17 protein-coding genes are annotated in these 16,778 nt (G+C 39.8%); 9 read left to right on the top strand and 8 right to left on the bottom strand.

Annotated elements, in window-relative coordinates; genetic code table 11:
* The first annotated feature begins 28 nt into the window (after positions 1-28).
* The 9 genes from ahcY to AHMF7605_RS13825 all read left to right on the top strand — a co-directional run bounded on the left by ahcY (position 29) and on the right by AHMF7605_RS13825 (position 10,433).
* On the top strand, positions 29-1,336 hold the full coding sequence (ahcY, locus tag AHMF7605_RS13865; RefSeq protein WP_106930251.1) for an adenosylhomocysteinase: 1,308 nt from the start codon (positions 29-31) through the stop codon (positions 1,334-1,336).
* A 386-nt stretch (positions 1,337-1,722) separates the two neighbouring features.
* Positions 1,723-2,475 carry a glycosyltransferase family 2 protein gene (locus tag AHMF7605_RS13860; protein ID WP_106930249.1) on the top strand — a complete coding sequence of 251 codons (753 nt, stop codon included), beginning with the start codon at positions 1,723-1,725 and terminating at the stop codon, positions 2,473-2,475.
* A complete protein-coding gene (locus AHMF7605_RS13855) occupies positions 2,472-3,518 on the top strand; it encodes a glycosyltransferase family 9 protein (protein ID WP_106930248.1) in 1,047 nt (348 codons plus the stop codon). Before AHMF7605_RS13860 ends, AHMF7605_RS13855 begins: the two co-directional genes overlap by 4 nt.
* Positions 3,519-3,638: 120 nt before the next feature.
* Entirely contained in the window at positions 3,639-4,958 is a 1,320-nt protein-coding gene (locus AHMF7605_RS13850; protein WP_106930246.1) for an O-antigen ligase family protein, read from the top strand.
* Between the two features lie 232 nt (positions 4,959-5,190).
* Positions 5,191-5,799 carry a sigma-70 family RNA polymerase sigma factor gene (locus AHMF7605_RS13845; RefSeq protein WP_106930245.1) on the top strand — a complete coding sequence of 203 codons (609 nt, stop codon included), beginning with the start codon at positions 5,191-5,193 and terminating at the stop codon, positions 5,797-5,799.
* A gap of 92 nt (positions 5,800-5,891) precedes the next feature.
* Complete coding sequence (locus tag AHMF7605_RS13840; RefSeq protein WP_106930243.1) at positions 5,892-6,200, top strand: zf-HC2 domain-containing protein; 309 nt, start codon at positions 5,892-5,894, stop codon at positions 6,198-6,200.
* Between the two features lie 6 nt (positions 6,201-6,206).
* Positions 6,207-6,791: a guanylate kinase gene (gene gmk / locus AHMF7605_RS13835; RefSeq protein ID WP_106930242.1), complete on the top strand. Its 585-nt coding sequence runs from the start codon at positions 6,207-6,209 to the stop codon at positions 6,789-6,791.
* Positions 6,788-7,360, top strand: a complete 573-nt coding sequence (nadD, locus tag AHMF7605_RS13830) for a nicotinate (nicotinamide) nucleotide adenylyltransferase (RefSeq protein WP_106930240.1) — start codon at positions 6,788-6,790, stop codon at positions 7,358-7,360. Before gmk ends, nadD begins: the two co-directional genes overlap by 4 nt.
* 175 nt (positions 7,361-7,535) lie before the next feature.
* Positions 7,536-10,433: an outer membrane beta-barrel protein gene (locus AHMF7605_RS13825; protein ID WP_106930238.1), complete on the top strand. Its 2,898-nt coding sequence runs from the start codon at positions 7,536-7,538 to the stop codon at positions 10,431-10,433.
* 141 nt (positions 10,434-10,574) lie between these two features.
* Here AHMF7605_RS13825 and AHMF7605_RS13820 read toward each other — a convergent pair whose 3' ends face one another.
* The 8 genes from AHMF7605_RS13820 to AHMF7605_RS13785 all read right to left on the bottom strand — a co-directional run bounded on the left by AHMF7605_RS13820 (position 10,575) and on the right by AHMF7605_RS13785 (position 16,457).
* Positions 10,575-11,426 (bottom strand): CPBP family intramembrane glutamic endopeptidase, encoded by an 852-nt coding sequence (locus AHMF7605_RS13820; protein ID WP_106930236.1) that lies wholly within the window; start codon positions 11,424-11,426, stop codon positions 10,575-10,577.
* A 69-nt stretch (positions 11,427-11,495) separates the two neighbouring features.
* Entirely contained in the window at positions 11,496-12,047 is a 552-nt protein-coding gene (locus tag AHMF7605_RS13815; protein ID WP_106930234.1) for a S41 family peptidase, read from the bottom strand.
* Positions 12,044-12,217 carry a hypothetical protein gene (locus AHMF7605_RS29740; protein ID WP_158267510.1) on the bottom strand — a complete coding sequence of 58 codons (174 nt, stop codon included), beginning with the start codon at positions 12,215-12,217 and terminating at the stop codon, positions 12,044-12,046. Before AHMF7605_RS29740 ends, AHMF7605_RS13815 begins: the two co-directional genes overlap by 4 nt.
* Entirely contained in the window at positions 12,214-12,822 is a 609-nt protein-coding gene (locus tag AHMF7605_RS13810) for a S41 family peptidase (protein ID WP_106930232.1), read from the bottom strand. The genes AHMF7605_RS29740 and AHMF7605_RS13810 overlap by 4 nt, the downstream gene beginning before the upstream one ends.
* A complete protein-coding gene (locus tag AHMF7605_RS13805) occupies positions 12,809-13,585 on the bottom strand; it encodes a DUF4386 domain-containing protein (protein ID WP_106930230.1) in 777 nt (258 codons plus the stop codon). Before AHMF7605_RS13805 ends, AHMF7605_RS13810 begins: the two co-directional genes overlap by 14 nt.
* Before the next feature lie 285 nt (positions 13,586-13,870).
* Positions 13,871-14,578, bottom strand: coding sequence for a porin family protein (locus tag AHMF7605_RS13795; protein ID WP_106930226.1), 708 nt, complete (start codon positions 14,576-14,578; stop codon positions 13,871-13,873).
* A gap of 162 nt (positions 14,579-14,740) precedes the next feature.
* Positions 14,741-15,397 carry a LytR/AlgR family response regulator transcription factor gene (locus AHMF7605_RS13790; RefSeq protein ID WP_106930224.1) on the bottom strand — a complete coding sequence of 219 codons (657 nt, stop codon included), beginning with the start codon at positions 15,395-15,397 and terminating at the stop codon, positions 14,741-14,743.
* Positions 15,390-16,457, bottom strand: a complete 1,068-nt coding sequence (locus tag AHMF7605_RS13785; RefSeq protein WP_106930223.1) for a sensor histidine kinase — start codon at positions 16,455-16,457, stop codon at positions 15,390-15,392. Before AHMF7605_RS13785 ends, AHMF7605_RS13790 begins: the two co-directional genes overlap by 8 nt.
* Between the last annotated feature and the right edge of the window lie 321 nt (positions 16,458-16,778).

Raw genomic sequence — 16,778 nt, 5'->3', positions numbered from 1 at the left:
TAACTTTGCCCTTCAAAACTATAAAAAAATGATCGAAACCGCTCTTAACTACAAAGTTAAAGATATCTCACTCGCCGAGTGGGGTCGGAAAGAAATTAGATTAGCCGAAGCCGAAATGCCGGGGCTAATGGCCATTCGCGAAGAATTTGGTTCTTCCAAACCCTTAAAAGGTGCCCGCATTGCTGGTTGTTTGCACATGACTATTCAGACGGCTGTTTTAATTGAAACCCTTGTGGAACTGGGCGCCGAAGTAATCTGGTCGTCTTGTAATATTTTTTCAACGCAAGATCATGCTGCCGCTGCCGTGGCTGCCGCCGGTATACCAGTATTTGCTTGGAAAGGCATGAACGAAGAAGAATTTAACTGGTGCATTGAGCAAACTTTATTCTTCGGCGAAGACCGTCAGCCTTTGAACATGATTTTGGACGATGGCGGTGATTTAACCAACATGGTGCTGGATCATTATCCGGAATTAGCTGCCGGTGTTCGGGGTATTTCGGAAGAAACTACTACTGGGGTTCACCGTTTGTACGAGCGCGTGAAAAACGGAACTTTGCCTTTACCGGCTATTAATATTAACGATTCGGTAACTAAATCGAAGTTCGATAACAAATACGGTTGTAAAGAATCGCTGGTAGATGCTATCCGTCGGGCGACTGACGTGATGATGGCCGGAAAAGTAGCCGTGGTTGCCGGTTACGGTGATGTAGGTAAAGGTTCGGCGGCTTCCTTACGCGGAGCAGGTGCCCGGGTTATTGTTACCGAAATTGATCCCATTTGTGCTTTACAAGCCGCGATGGATGGTTTTGCCGTAAAGAAAATGACGGATGCCGTGAAGGAAGCGGATATTGTAGTAACTGCTACGGGCAACTGCGATATTATCCGGGAAGAACATTTCCGGACCCTTAAAGATAAAGCCATTGTGTGTAACATTGGCCACTTCGATGATGAAATTGATATGGCTTGGTTAAACAAAAACTATGGCCACACCAAAGACACCATTAAGCCGCAAGTAGATTTATACAATATTGACGGTAAAGACCTTATTGTATTGGCGGAAGGCCGTTTGGTAAATTTAGGTTGTGCTACGGGTCACCCTTCGTTTGTAATGTCAAATTCTTTTTCCAACCAGGTATTGGCGCAAATAGAGCTTTGGACCAACGCTGCTAACTACGAAAACCAGGTATATACTTTACCTAAGCATCTCGACGAAAAAGTAGCACGTTTGCATTTAGCCAAAATTGGGGTAGAACTGGAAGAGTTATCCGATCACCAGTCCGCTTATATTGGCGTAGATAAACAAGGTCCGTTTAAACCTGAATATTACCGTTACTAGAATCGCGGATTACTCGAATTACGCAGATTATTTTTCAAGTATATTTTTCAAGAGCCAGATTATTATCTGGCTCTTTTATTTTTAGTTAAAAATTTTGCCGGCCTAGTTACTAAATAATAGTAAGTAACTAGTAGCAACCAAGACCCGTTTGGCTACAGAGGGCCTTTTAGCGTTCTGGGGTCAAGGCACGAGGCAAACCGGTTACTTTTTCCCCGCATCCGCACTGTTCTATTGAGACTGGAAAAGTCTCAACGAAGGAACCTATCGCTTTAAAATCCTAACTAATGTGATTTAGTACATTACAGGCATTTAGATAAAATTTTTCAATTCTAACCAGTAAAATCCGATATTCGCGCAAATTTAGCCGAGAAATAAAATTTAGTTGGATGCCTGTAAAATTATCAGTAGTGATTATTACGTTTAACGAAGAGAAAAATATTGGCCGCTGTTTAGAGAGCGTAAAAAAATTAGCCGATGAAATAGTAATAGTAGATTCCTTTTCAACGGATAATACTTCTGCGATTTGTGCCCGGTACGGGGTTCGATTTGTTTCGCGGGCTTTTTCTGGTTATGTTGATCAAAAAAACTTTGCCAATTCGCAAGCAGCTTTTTCGCATATTCTTTCGTTGGATGCCGATGAGGAAGTAACTCCCGAACTGGAAAAATCGGTACTAGCTATAAAGGAAAACTGGCAGCATGCCGGCTATTATTTGACTCGACTTACCAATTATTGCGGAAGCTGGATTCGGCACGGTGGCTGGTACCCCGATAAAAAATTGCGTTTGTATAATCGGGATTTAGGACAATGGGAAGGATTATTACTGCACGAAGTTTACCAGGTAAAATCCGGTCAAACAACGGGGCAGTTGCAAGGCGATTTATTGCATTATTCTTTTCATAGCCTCGAAGATCATTTAAAGCAGATAAACCATTTTACTACCATTGCTTGCCAGGAGTTGAAATTACAAGGCAAAAAACCAGGATTGTGGCCCTTGCTGGTAAAACCTCCGTTTAAGTTTTTTCAGATGTATTTATTAAAAATGGGTTGGCGCGATGGTTTTGCTGGTTTTTGCGTGGCTGTACTTTCGGCGTATGCCGTTTTTGCGAAATACGCCAAATTATACCTGGCGAATAGATGAAGGCTTCCAACAAAACTTCTACAACTTTTCTGATTAGCCGGATTGATGCGATCGGTGATGTGGTATTAACTTTACCTCTGGCCGGTTGGCTGAAACAGCATGTTCCGGGTGCCCGCGTTCTGTTTCTGGGACGAACTTATACTAAACCAGTGGTAGCTTGTTGCCGGCACGTGGATGCGTTTTTAAATTGGGATGAAATGCAATTGCTTTCTCAACCAGAAAAAATAAAACTTTTAAAAGATCAACAGGTAGATAGTATTATTCACGTTTTCCCGAATAAACAAATTGCTTTATTAGCCCGCCAGGCTGGTATTAAGCAACGGATTGGTACCCGTAACCGATGGTTTCATCTGTTTACGGTTAATACATTAGTAGCCTTAAGCCGCCGTCATTCTCCGTACCACGAGAGCCAGCTTAACTTTGCTTTATTACAGCCGCTTGGCCTTGAAAGAATTCCGGCTTTAGCTGAAGTAATTACGTACCTGGATTTCTCGGTTGTGCCGCCATTGCCGGAAAAATGGCAGGCGTATTTACAGACAGATAAACCGCAGATTATTTTGCACCCAAAGTCGAAAGGTAGTGCCCGCGAATGGGGTTTAACGCACTTTGGCGAGTTGGCTCGTCAGCTACACGCGCAGGGGTGGCAGGTACTAATTAGTGGTTCCAAGCCAGAGCAAGAGTTGTTACAGGAATGGCTCCGCGAAAACCAAGCGTATATTACCGATTTTACCGGGAAATTAAATTTAACGGAGTTTATTAGTTTAATCAAAGTTTGCACCGGCTTAGTAGGAGCGAGTACCGGGCCTTTGCATCTGGCGGCCAGCCTGGGAGTTCCGGCTTTAGGCTTGTATCCGCCCATTAAACCCATGCACCCGGGGCGTTGGGCTCCTCTTGGCCCCCATGCTGATTACTTAGTGATGCCTAAAAATTGCGAGGACTGCCGGAAGGTTCCGGGTAGCTGCATTTGCATTCAACAGATCACCGTTGCCCAGGTGCTTGCCAAGATTAATAAGTGGCCTTCTTCGGAGCTGATTTCTGATTAAAACTACTTTAAGTAAATCTTTACGATTATTTGCCCATAACGGAACTAGCTGTAAATAAATTAAGTAAGACTAGGTTCATTTTTAAAAAGCTACGTTTAACCCATTATTAAACCTTCTGATATGGATTCTTCTGCTCTTTCTGCTGGAACACCTGCGGAGCAGCGCGATTTAAAAACGCAGCAAATTTTTTCTGGGTTATGCGCACTTTTCCTGGTAGGACTTTTCTTTTCCCGCGCTTTAATAAGTGCGGCGCCGGCTTTACTTTTTGTATTTGCTCTTACGCGTCCTAACCTTAAAGAAAGATGCCAGTTATTAATAAAAAATCGTTCTGCCATAGGTTTATTCGCTATGTATGGCTTATTACTAATTAGTGTCATCTACACCGAGAACATGCATAATTATACAAAGCAAATCTACCGGTATTCGGCTTTGTTATTTTTCCCGCTAGCCGGTGGGCTCTTGCCCCCTTTAAAGAGCAAGCAAGTGTACGCCTTATTGTATCTTTTTTTGCTGCTTACTACCGCCATTACCATTGGTACCATGGTGCACTACCTGCGTAACATCGATGCTCAAAATCAGCTTATTATTCATAGCCAAAATCCGCCGACCATTAACCGCATCTTTCATATTCATTTTGGGGTGATGATGACTTTAGCCATTTTTTTTGGCGTTTACATTTTCCGGGACCGGCAAATTCTCTGGCAAAAAACGGAGAAATACGTAGTCGTACTCTGCGTTTTGGTTTTACTGGTATCAATGCATGTATTGGCTTATAGAACCGGTTTGCTGGCTCTTTACGTTACTTTGGTTTTTAAAATTTTCATTTTTATTAAAAATCAAAAAAGATATTTACTGGGGGGGAGCCTTTTAGCTATCTTGCTTATTGTGCCGGTAATCGCGTATATTTCTTTAGAATCCGTACGGCTGCGGGTAGCGAATACTCAGACCGATATATCCCGGTATTTGGAGCACCAGGATATAAATTATTATTCTATTTCGCAGCGATTAGCTGCCTGGGAAACCGCTTTTACGGTAATTAAACGAAATTGGGTAGTAGGCGTAGGGTTAGCAGATATAGCAACTGAAATGCGGCGGCAATATGCTATTCATGACTTTGGATTAATAAAAGAGAATCAGGTAATGATTCATAATCAATACTTACACATGTTAATGGGTACAGGTATTATCGGATTACTTTTATTTTTATACGTGCTTATTTCCCCGTTCTGGCGCCGGATCTGGCAAAATGATTTCTTAGCTACTACTTTTTTGTTATCTACCGGCACTGCCATGATCGTAGATTCTTTTTTCGAACTGCAACGTGGTTTGAATTTATTTGTGTTTTTTTACATGTTGCTGATTATTTTAAAAGAACAGCGTACGTTAGTAAATAATTTGCCAATAGAAGCGGAAAAGCAGTCAGCCGTTTTTAATACTTAACAAATTTAAAATCCGGATAACGTAGAAATATCTAAATTGTGGCAGTTTGCGTACCTTCTACTTATTAGAGTACAATTAGCTAAACGGATAATAGCACTTCCGGATTATATGTAAAATCCGAAGTACTCATTATTCCGTTGGTAACTACTAACATCCAGCTACGTTACACATTTTTATAAAATTGCGTATAGGTAGCTGTTAAATAAGTGTATTAACATCCAATTTAAGTTAAATGAGCGAGCAAAGAGGCAATCAGCTAACCAAGGCAGAAAAAGATACCCGGTTCGAAGCGGAATTGCTGCCAATTATCGATCCGCTGTATAATTTTGCTTTTAGACTTACCTTAGACGAAGACGATGCCAATGACCTGGTTCAAGAAACCTATCTGAAGGCATACCGGTTTTTCGATTACTTCGAGCCCGGAACTAATGCCAAAGCTTGGCTGTTCCGGATACTCAAGAATTCTTTCATTAACGATTTTCGAAAGAAAAGTAAACAACCGGCTAAAGTTGATTACAGCGAAGTAGAGGGGTACTATAACTCCGAAGGTTTAGACGGCGACGGGGAAATAGCCACTACCTCTGATATGCGGTCGCAAAGTGTGCAAGAATTAATCGGGGATGAAGTAGCCAGCGCGTTAAATTCATTACCCGTCGATTTTCGAACCGTAATTATTCTTTGCGACTTAGAAGGGTTTACTTACGAAGAAATGGCCAAAATTCTGGACATTCCCATTGGTACTGTTCGCTCTCGCTTGCACCGGGCCCGGAACTTTCTGAAAGAAAAGCTTGAAAAATATGCTCGGTCAATGGGGTACCAGGGCAATGAGGAAGAAGAATAAAAAAAAGTAAATATTTATATGAAATTGTAAATTTTTATTTGGATTTTTTGTTACACAGAAAACACCCTGTTTAAACCGGCTAATCGGAACGTATGAACTCGCAAGCACCCAACCCAACGCCCATGAATACAAGCTTTACTTTGCAACACGCCCTTACCGAAGACGGGCCTAAAACAGACTGCGAACGCGTAGTTGAATTACTAGATGTAATTATTGACGGCGAAGCTACCGCCGAAGACCGTCATTATTTTTTCAACCACCTGGAGACCTGCCAGGATTGTTTTAAGGCCCATGATAAGCATCAACAGTTAAAATTATTTTTAAAAGATAATATAAAGCGCAAAATTGTGCCTCAAAATCTGATGGGTTCTATCAAGACCATCATAAATGAAACTGTTTAACCTCGGATGCAAGGTAAGATTATTATTTTTTCGGCTCCCTCCGGTGCTGGTAAAACCACTATTGTAAAACATCTTCTACAAGTAAATCCGCATTTAGGCTTTTCTATTTCCGCTTGCACGCGCGACAAACGGGGCCGTAAAGAAGTACACGGTAAGGATTATTATTTTATTACCCCCGAAGAATTCCGGCAGAAAATTGAAAACAATGAATTTGTGGAATGGGAAGAAGTTTACGAAGGCGCTTTTTACGGTACTTTAAAATCTGAAATTGAGCGTATCTGGAGTAACGGGAAACACGCTATTTTGGACGTAGATGTAAAAGGCGGGTTGCATATCAAAGAATTTTACCAGGACCGCGCATTAGCGGTTTTTGTGAAACCTCCTTCTATCGAAGCATTAGCGCAACGATTGGTTGCCCGGGCTACCGACTCGGCCTCCAGTATATCCAGTCGGGTATTTAAAGCTAAGTTTGAACTAAGTTTCGAAAACAAGTTTGATAAGGTTATTGTAAACGATAACTTGGAAGATGCCTTCCGGAAAGCGGAAAAATTAGTAAACGAATTTATTGAAGTGGAAGACAGTGTACTATGAAAGTAGGCCTGCTTTTCGGCTCTTTTAATCCTATCCATACCGGCCATTTAATTTTAGCCAATTACATGGCCAACAATACCGATTTAAGTGCGGTTTGGCTGGTAGTGTCGCCCCAAAATCCTTTCAAAAAAAGTACTTCCCTTCTGCACGAATTTGATCGCTTACATATGGTGAACCTGGCCATTGATACTAATTCCCGGTTGGGCGTATCGGATATTGAATTTAAAATGCCTAAACCGAGCTATACGGTCGATTCGCTTACCTACCTGCAGGAAAAATATCCCTCTTATGAGTTTGTCCTGATTATGGGAGAAGATAATTTGCCTTCTTTCCCGAAGTGGAAAAACTACGAACAAATCCTGGAGTTTTTTCAAATTTACGTTTACCCCCGTTCCGGCACTCCTCCTTCGCCGCTAAAAAATCACCCGAAAGTAAAATTAGTACCGGCGCCCTTGCTGGATATATCCGCTACCTTCATTCGCGATTGCGTACACCAAGGTAAATCCATTACCTACATGGTTCCCGAAGTCGTCGAAAATTACATCAAGTTAAAAAAGTTCTGGTTGTAAATCTCTTCCTTATTTACTCCTTTTACCAAATATAATTAGCTACTCCTACTAGCTGAGTTTCCGGATAGTGCTAACCAGGTTTTGACAAATAATTTTTATTTAATAAAAATCATCAGCGCGTTAAACTTTATTCATTTCTAAGCATCTAAGGAAACCAAGTTCCGTTTCTGATGCTATGAAAATACTTTTTACCTTCTTACTGACTATAGTAACTTTCCAGGTGTTCGGCCAATCTTTTCTATTGGAAGGCACCATTGTGGATGCCAAAGATAACTCGGTACTTCCCGGCGCTTCCGTTTTACTTACCCGGTTACCAGATTCGGTGCAATCGGTAGTAATCAGCAATACTGCGGGTAAATTTGCTTTTCAATTAAACCCGGGGCGTTACCACCTTAAAATTTCCTTTCTTAGTTATCAAACACTAGAACGAGATCTTAGTATTAGCAACGCCCCTGTTAATCTAGGAAATATTGCTTTATCAGCGGATGCCCGGCAGTTAAAAGAAGTTCAGGTAATTGGTAAAACACCCACGGCCGTACAAAAAAACGACACCACCGAGTTAAATGCTAAAGCTTTTAAAACCAACCCGGATGCCAACGCCGATGATTTAGTGCAGAAGATGCCGGGTATCAGCGTGCAGGATGGTCAGGTAAAAGCACAAGGCGAAAACGTGCAGAGGGTGCTGGTAGATGGTAAAACGTATTTTGGCGATGATGTAAATGCCACTTTAAAAAACTTGCCCGCCGAGGTAATTGATAAAATTCAAATTTTTGATGAGCAAAGCGAACAATCTAAAGCTTCCGGTTTTGATGATGGTACCCGGGTAAAAACATTAAATATTGTTACCCGGACTGACCGGCGAAACGGACAGTTTGGACGGGTATACGCGGGCGCTGGAACGGATGGGCGTTACCAGGCGGGCGGAAGTATAAATATGTTTAAACCCGGGCAAAGGCTTACTATTTTAGGACAATCTAATTCCATTAATCAACAGAATTTTTCCGGCGAAGATTTGATTGGCGTAAGTAATGGTAGCGGCCAGGGCGGACGAGGCAACCGGGGAAGTGGTGGTGACCGGGGCGGAAACGGGGGCGATGCCGGTTTTGCCGTACCTCAAACGAATGGGATTACCCAGACCTACTCGGCCGGCCTTAATTATTCCGACGAGTGGGGAAAGAAAATACAAGTAAGCGGCAGTTATTTTGGAAATTACACCGATAACGATGCTTTCGAAAAATCCTTTTTACAATACGTTGTGAATCCGGGCCGATTGTACAACAATGAAAGCTCGATTACCAATGCCGTTACTCAAAACTCCAATCACCGGTTTAATTTTCGATTGGAGTACGAGCTGGATTCGGCCAATACCATTTTTATCCGGCCGCGGCTAAGCTTGCAAAACCGGGCTGCCAATACCGATTTAACGCGAACGTTAGGCTTGGATAGTACCGCCGTAACCCGCACGGTGGGGCAGAGTAGATCAGATGCTGTAGGAATTAATTTTAATAACGAGTTTAATTTTCGGCACCAGTTTGCGAAAAGAGGCCGCTCGTTAACGATTGGTTTAAACACCAGTTTCAATAACCGCAGCACCGACGCCTACAACCAAACGGCCACCGAACAATTTAATTCCACGGAAGATATAGCTATCAACCAGCGTAACGACCAAACAGTGAAAGGCTGGAGCCTGAATCCATCGGTTACTTATTCGGAACCGTTAACCAAGTTTAGTCAGTTGCAATTAAATTACTCGGGTATTATTCAGCGTAACGAATCGGATAGAAGGGCTTATAACTTTATTCCCGACGAAGGATACACCAGCTTTGATCCGCGTTTTTCGAATACTTTTGTGAACGAAAACCCGCAGCAGCGATTAGGCTTAGGTTATCGCCTCCGGACTCCGGATAATAAAATAAATGTAAACCTAAATGGTTCGTACCAATATTCGGAATTGAACAATAAACGGGAGTATCTAACGAAAAATCAATTTTCTCGAGGCTTTCATAATGTGGTGCCCTCCGCCAATTTCCGTTATAACATTAACAAGCAAAAGAATCTCCGGTTGTTTTATTCCGGCGCCACTAACCCGCCGGCAGTGGAACAATTGCAAGATGTAACCACCATCAGCAACGATTCTTTGCGGTTTACAGTAGGTAATCCCAACCTAAACCAATATTACCGGCATTTTGCCAATATTCGGTACAGCGCTGCTAACCTCGAAAAAGCCAGTACTTTTTTTGTGGGTTTTAATGGGGCAATAAACCAGAATGCCATCGTAAACGAGACTATTATTGCCGATACTACTACCGTTATTTTTGGCGATACCTTAGTTAAAAATCAACAGATAACCCGACCGCGCAACCTAAACGGCCAGTACAATGTCAATGGCTTTTTAAATTATGGTTTGCCCATTAAAGCAATTAAAAGCAACGTAAACGTAGATGCTAACGCCGGTTTTAATAAAAACCCTGGATACTTTAATGGTTTACTTAATTTTTCCCGCACCCAGACTTACGGCTTAGGACTTTCGATAAGCAGTAATATCAGCGAAAAGCTCGATTTTACGGTTGGCTCAAATGGCAATCTTAGCCTCACGCAAAACTCGGCGGCTCCCGACCAAAATACCAATTACGTTATCGTAAATAACCGGGCCCGTTTAAACTGGATATTTGGCAAAGGCTTGGTGCTGCAAACTGATTTTACGCAGCGAATTTACTCCGGCTTAAGCAGTAGTTTTAACCAGAGCTACAGTTTATGGAATTTGAGCGTGGGTAAAAAATTCTTTCCAAAACAAAACGGCGACCTTCGGTTGCTCGTGTACGATTTACTTAATCAGAATAACAGCATCCAGCGGAATATTTATCCTACTTACATTGAAGATACCGAAACCAAAACGCTGCGCCGGTATTTTATGCTTACTTTTACCTATACTATCCGCAATTATAAGGGCTCTAACAATAATAATTCGGATGGTAACTTCCGACCCGGCAATCGCGAAAACAACCAACGGCGCAACGATGGGTTCGGACCCGGCAATCGGGGTTTCAGTCCGGGTGGTGAGCCGCGGAATTAAGTTTTTAGTAAAAATTATCCTTACTAAGAGCTTTGTGGGAGATAAAATAAGATTAGCGGTAATAGCTACTTTGTTTAGGGGCTTATTCGGGAGATAGCATTAAAAACCTTAAATTTTGTTGCGTCTGGATAATCTGAAACACTAAAGAAACTTAACTAATTTATGTTGTTTATGTAGTTGCCTAATGATAACCATTGCAACAATAAAACAAAGCAATACGGCTTGTATCGACCCTTCTGGTCCAAACTGTCCACCGGTTAAAATTTTCGGACCATTAATTTCTGATGTTAAAAGACTACTGGTTTTCTCGTTTCCCGATGTAATAGCGCCAAAAATTCCGTTCTGAGTAAAATTCCAGGCAAAATGAATAGCTATGGGCACCCATAAGTTTTTATAATACATGTAGGCTGCACCCAGCAAAACTCCTACAACTGTTACGCATAGAACCGATAATAATGTAACGTGAGGATTAACCAAATGTAAGCCCCCGAAAGTTGCCCCCGAAATAATTAACGCAATGGTACTGCCCCATTTTTCTTCTGTAATTCTAAATACAATTCCCCTCAGCAGTATTTCCTCTATTATAGCAACCGTAAATGCAACGGTAAAGGGGATAATCATGGTTGAAACCGGATTAATAGCAATAATCTTAAAACTGCCATAAACAGAAATCACCAAAATAGTAAGGGATTGTAAACCACTGCCAATTAATATTCCTGCAAATAATTTCTTTCCAAACCCGTTTACCGACAATTCCCTAATGGCTCTCTTTTCGTAGTTACTGTAAAAAAGCCAGTAACTGCTAATTGCTAAAATGGAAACAAAGATACCTTTGATAAGATTTCTTGAATCTGCTTGTAGTAGATCTATACCGGGTATTTTCAGGAATATTTGTTGCCCGATAATTATTGATGCCAGGCAGATAATTAAGCCGAAAATTATTCTTGCCCATACAGATTTTAATATTTTTTGTTTGGTAATGCTGATTATCATAACTATTTATTTAGTTGTTAAAATTTAAATCGTAAAATTTGCAATACCACTATCATTTGGTACTCTTATTTAAAGGGGATTATCGGTTCTTTTTTCTTCAAAAACACTTCCATCGTTAACGAATATTTTTATCGCTGAATAATGTCCTTTGCGGTTCTTTATGAATTTTATTTGGGCATCTTTATCGAGTACAAACAGTTTGTTAGATAGCAGTTTTAATTCTGAAACAGCACCTCCGTTGTTATTGTTTTTACAAGAAAGTTGGCTTTTCTCTAGGTAAATTTTTAACCCGCCATAAGTTCCTGCAAAGAGAACTAATTGATTTAAAGGGAGTAGTTTATTCGAATCGTTTACCAGTAGAGAATTTATGTAGTATACATATTTGTTTTTCTCTTTTTGATCTGTGACTGTTAATAATAAATTCCGGAATATAAGGTCTTGGGCCTTAATTAATGCTTTTAGGGCTGTTGTTTTTACATCCGGAATGACACCTCTTCCTTCCCAGTCTGTTTGCGTAATGGAATTAAAAGAACGGGCGAATGGTATAAAAATTACGAAGCCCTGACCAACCGAAAACGGCATTTGGGGATGTGCACCACCACCGGTTGTTTCACCTATCACCGTAGCTCTTTTGCAATTTGCATTCCATAACTAAAATCTTCTGCTCCCGAAAAAGTGTGCTGACTGGTTAAAATATAAAGAGGCATAGAAAGAATTAAACTGTCGGATTTAGCAGGGTCAGCATACCATAAAGTAGTATCTTTCGTTGAGCGGTTAATAAGATCATTCATGGGGGTCTTTTTTTTAAAAAATAACTTTCAATCTGGCTTACCATTTCCGGGCTGCCGCCCATATTTTCCCTTAAATCAATTATCAAAGCAGTGGTATGGTATAAAAATTTGAAAGCAGCCGTAATGGTTGGTTTGGCAGCTTCTATATCATCCACAAACAAATTTAAAGGCAGATAGTCAATGTTTCCCGGAAGTACTTCGGCTCTTTTAAACATGTAATTATTTTCTTTCCAATATCTTTTAGCTTGCTTAATATCTTCAGAAGTAGGTTTATAAATTTTCTGGGAAACAAAGTCCGTATCAAATTTTAGGCGCAGGTGGGGGTCATGGTGTACGCTATTTATATCTTGCTGTATTTTTTCAGCCCGCTTTTGAGGATTAGATAGCAAACCGGTATAAGCATTCTTCTTCAGTTGCGATTGAAGGTAAACAGATATACTTACAGCTTTTTCGGGGAAAATATAATGTAGGCTTAAACTATCAGAAATAGAATTTATTAATGAATCAATGTTAACGAGTTTCGGTTTATTAATTTGGGCGCTGCTCGCGTAAAACATTATAAAAGCAGACAGGAAAAATAAATTGTAATTTTTAAAAAATTTCATTTGAATAAGTTTTATTAACGGTGGTCTGGTTAAATAATTTAAAAAATTGATCGGTAATTACTGAAGGCTTGAAGCCTTTAAGAACGAGATAGATGCCCAGCGAAAATTCAAATACTGCGACTAGTAACGCGGATAATCCTGCCATAGGTGCATGTTGTTCGATACTACCAAACAGCACACCGATATAGCCAGCTATGAGCGGAACGGCTCCAAAAATTCCAATAAGAGAAAGTACCCGGGGCACCAAGCGTGATTGGTAAAGCAAAAAACCAAGCAACAAGTCATTTATCGCCGGTAAAAAGCTTTGACCAAGTAGGAAGATGCGGTCATAAAGGGTAACAAGTGCCTGGCTAGTAACCAATACCTCTGCTCCGGCACCGGCCTGTCGCAAAGTTACTACCGACAGAAGAAAGGCCACACCGACGAACATGGTGCCGGCTTCCAGAATTCGGGAAGCAAGAAGTCCTAGCGCCAGACTTTCGTTTTGCTGCTTGAGCACGGGGTACAGTGTAACAGCGGTACCGATGCCAGCAAGTGCCACGATTATCTCCAGGATACCCCCGAAAATAACGGCGGTATCCGGACCATCACCAACGATGTAATTAGGTTGGTGTATGGCACTATAAAGCGCCAGAGTGGGAATGGAAACAAAGGTGAGCAGGTAAAGTACGCCGGCAACTAACGATGTCTTCCGCAATGCGCTCAACGGGGCACGATCCGTTGTATTGGCTGTTAAGGTAGCGGTATTTATGTTTGCATTCATTTTTAAATTTCTAAGGTTTTTTTTATGAAATGAAAAATTTTAGAAGCAGGTTTGCCGTATTATCACGAAATAGTTTTTTCATCATAAAACCGGGAATTGGAATAGCAAAAGAAACCGCAGTTGCAATGATTGAAAATGTAGCGTTCCTAAATTTTTGCGGCTATGACAGGAACAGAGCATACAATAGGCTGCACCGGATAATAAATGTTACCGGGACTTAGTTTCTCATCATTCTTTTTTAAAATGATTGCAAAACAGTGGCAGGACTACCCGGAATATTTTGATTTATGAATTTCGATTACTTCCTAGTGGATTTGTTTTCCAGGGTCTCGAAAAATGTACACTAATCATCAAAGCCCTGTTGTAAATTTCCTGATCGTAAGCGATGTTGGTTAAACCATGCGAGTATCTAACATCTAACGAAATTCTTCTTTGTTTCAACGGAAACTCAATACCTCCACCCATTTGAATACCAGCATCCAGACGCTTAAATGCTTCACTTGAATTTTCAAAAGTGAGTTTAGTTGATAAATTAGCAATTTTCTTGTTTCCACTAAGATTATAGGCAAGAGATGGCCCGGCGTTCATGTAAAATTTACCAAAATGAAAACGAGCTAACAGCGGCAATTCTATTGTATTTAAACGAATACTGGACTCTTTATCGGATAAAGGATTATTAGCTTTTAATTTGCCTCCTTTCTTTATAAAATACAGCTCAGAAACAAGCGAAACCCCTGGTGTAATGCCTGCTTGAAAGGAAGCTCCGGCTTGTATACCGTTCGCTGATTTCTTGTAATCCGCCAGGCTGCTGTTCGATCCGCCGTAGTTAAGATTTGTACTTACCACATTTACCATCAGGTCCAGATAGGTTTTGGTAGTTTTTTTAGGGTCGCTTATTTTTTTAAATTCTGACCCTTTTGTTTGACCAAACGCAGCTATTGATAGGAAAACCATACCTAGTATGAATCCTGTTTGTACTTTTTGCTTCATCATTTTCTTTAGTTTTTTTAACTGAAGCAAAAGTATAGGAACGCGCGAGAGCTTACAATTCAGTTATGCAACGGAGGGGAATATGTCTGCCAACGGGATATTTTAGTCTGCGAGATAGTAGAAAGTTTATGGCCTGCTGTTGATGAGTTGCAAAAAAGCTTCTTTTTATGTTTCTGAAACGGGAATTAATTGATCCGCAATTTTTATTCTACTCCGCTCTATCGATTCGATCTTGTTTATGGCAACCATATACGACTTATGCACACGGCACACCAGATGAGCAGGTAGCAACTGTTCCAGTTCATGAAAGCTCTGCAAAGTCATAATTTTTTTATTTGCCGTGTGAATACGCACGTAATCTCGCATGCCCTCTATGTACAGGATATCATTAATTATGATTTTTTCGAGGCGGTTCTCCGTTTTTATAAACACAGAATCCAATTGTTTATCGATGCCTCTTTGACTTAAATTTTCTTGAGCTTTATTGACAGCTTGCAGAAAGCGATTAAAGGTAAATGGCTTTAAAAGGTAGTCTGTTATCTGTAGTTCGTAACCCTTTAAGGCGTATTCCTGGTAGGCCGTGGTAATGATAACCTGGCTGTGTATTTTAGAACTTTCTAGCAATTCGATGCCCGATAATTCATCCATATTTATATCCAAAAAAAGTAAATCTACTTTGTTGTTGTTCAGATAAGTGAGCCCATTTAGTGCATTGTCGAAAGTTGCACTTAGATTCAAAAAGGGAACTTTATTTACAAAATCTTTCGTTTTTTCAAGCGCAAGTGGCTCGTCTTCAATAATAATGCAGGTATATCTATCCATTAGTGATTGTTAAGTTTACGCTGTACAGTTCATTGTTTTTATGCACTTCTAAAATGTGTTTTCCCGAATAAATAAGATGTAGTCTTTTTTGAATCAGTTCATTACCTAAACCGCTATTTATTTGCTTAACCGATGGCCTTGAGTCAAACTTATTTTCACATACTAGTTGTATGGTTTCTTTCTTTATAATGATATTGACAGTTATAGCATTTTCAAGTTTCTTGTTATGAGTATGCTTAAAGGCATTTTCAATAAATGGAATAAATATCATTGGGGCAATATATTTACTGCCAATAATACCAGTTACCGCAAAGTGTACATAATTTTCGTTTGCAGTCCTTATCTTTTGCAAGGCAATGTATTTCTCTATGTATTCTATCTCCTGGGAAAGGAGGATTTTTTCAGCCATTGTTTCATACAACATAAACCGCATGATGTCTGATAATTTATTCAAATAGTTAGATGCTTCTACGGCGTCTTTCAAAATGAGTGCATCGATATTATTAATGGTGTTAAATAGAAGATGAGGATCAAGTTTTGATTTTATTAGGGCCATTTCTATTTCATAATTTCTATCTTTCAAAGCTTTTTTAAGTTTAATTTCATTAAACCAAGTGATAAACCCTTTAATAACCAATGCAACCATACCAGATATTAGACCAATGATAGTCATAGCAATTATTACTGTAACAGCGGTTGACCTGCCGTGTCTACCAGCATCATCCATGTCTATCATATAACCAGATTCTATCCAATACCGAATCAGGATATATCCAATTAGGGCTGCTCCTACAGAAATTAATATGCCATGAATTATTAAAAGGAAAATTCTTTTGTGTTGAAGATACTTAGGAAACAATATAAAGTAATAAGAGAAATATGAAGTAAATGAAGGGATAAAGGCAAAAAGGAAAAGACTTTTTAAGGCATTTAAAATTCTGGACTCTTGGTTACTTACGTTAAGGCTACTTCGATAGTAAACAGCTAGCATAATTGCTATTAATAGTAAATAGCAGACCCAAAAACCTATATGTAATAAAACGATAAATGATTTTTTCATACCTTTAAATACCTAGTAAAAATGAAGTCAAAAGTCTCTGATTATTTCGGAGTTTGTAAAACTAATATGCAAACAGGTCGGATTTGTCTGCCAAATTAGAGATATATAAGTTATACACACTTATTTAACTATTGGTAAAAGGTAAAAGATAATTGATTCTTTTCTTTTATAAAATCGTTTAATTGTTGGAAGTGTGATGCTTAATTTTTGTAAGGGATTTTTTGTATAGTATGTAATTAACAAAATGAAGTCGTTTTGGTCGACTTTTATTTCTTCTTGTTTTGGATTTTGCCTTTCTAAATTGAAAGAATGCATACCGTA

This window comes from Adhaeribacter arboris, assembly GCF_003023845.1.
Classification (GTDB): Bacteria; Bacteroidota; Bacteroidia; order Cytophagales; family Hymenobacteraceae; genus Adhaeribacter; species Adhaeribacter arboris.
The sequence above is the reverse complement of the archived record's forward strand: the minus strand, read 5'-3'. Positions and strand labels throughout refer to the sequence as shown.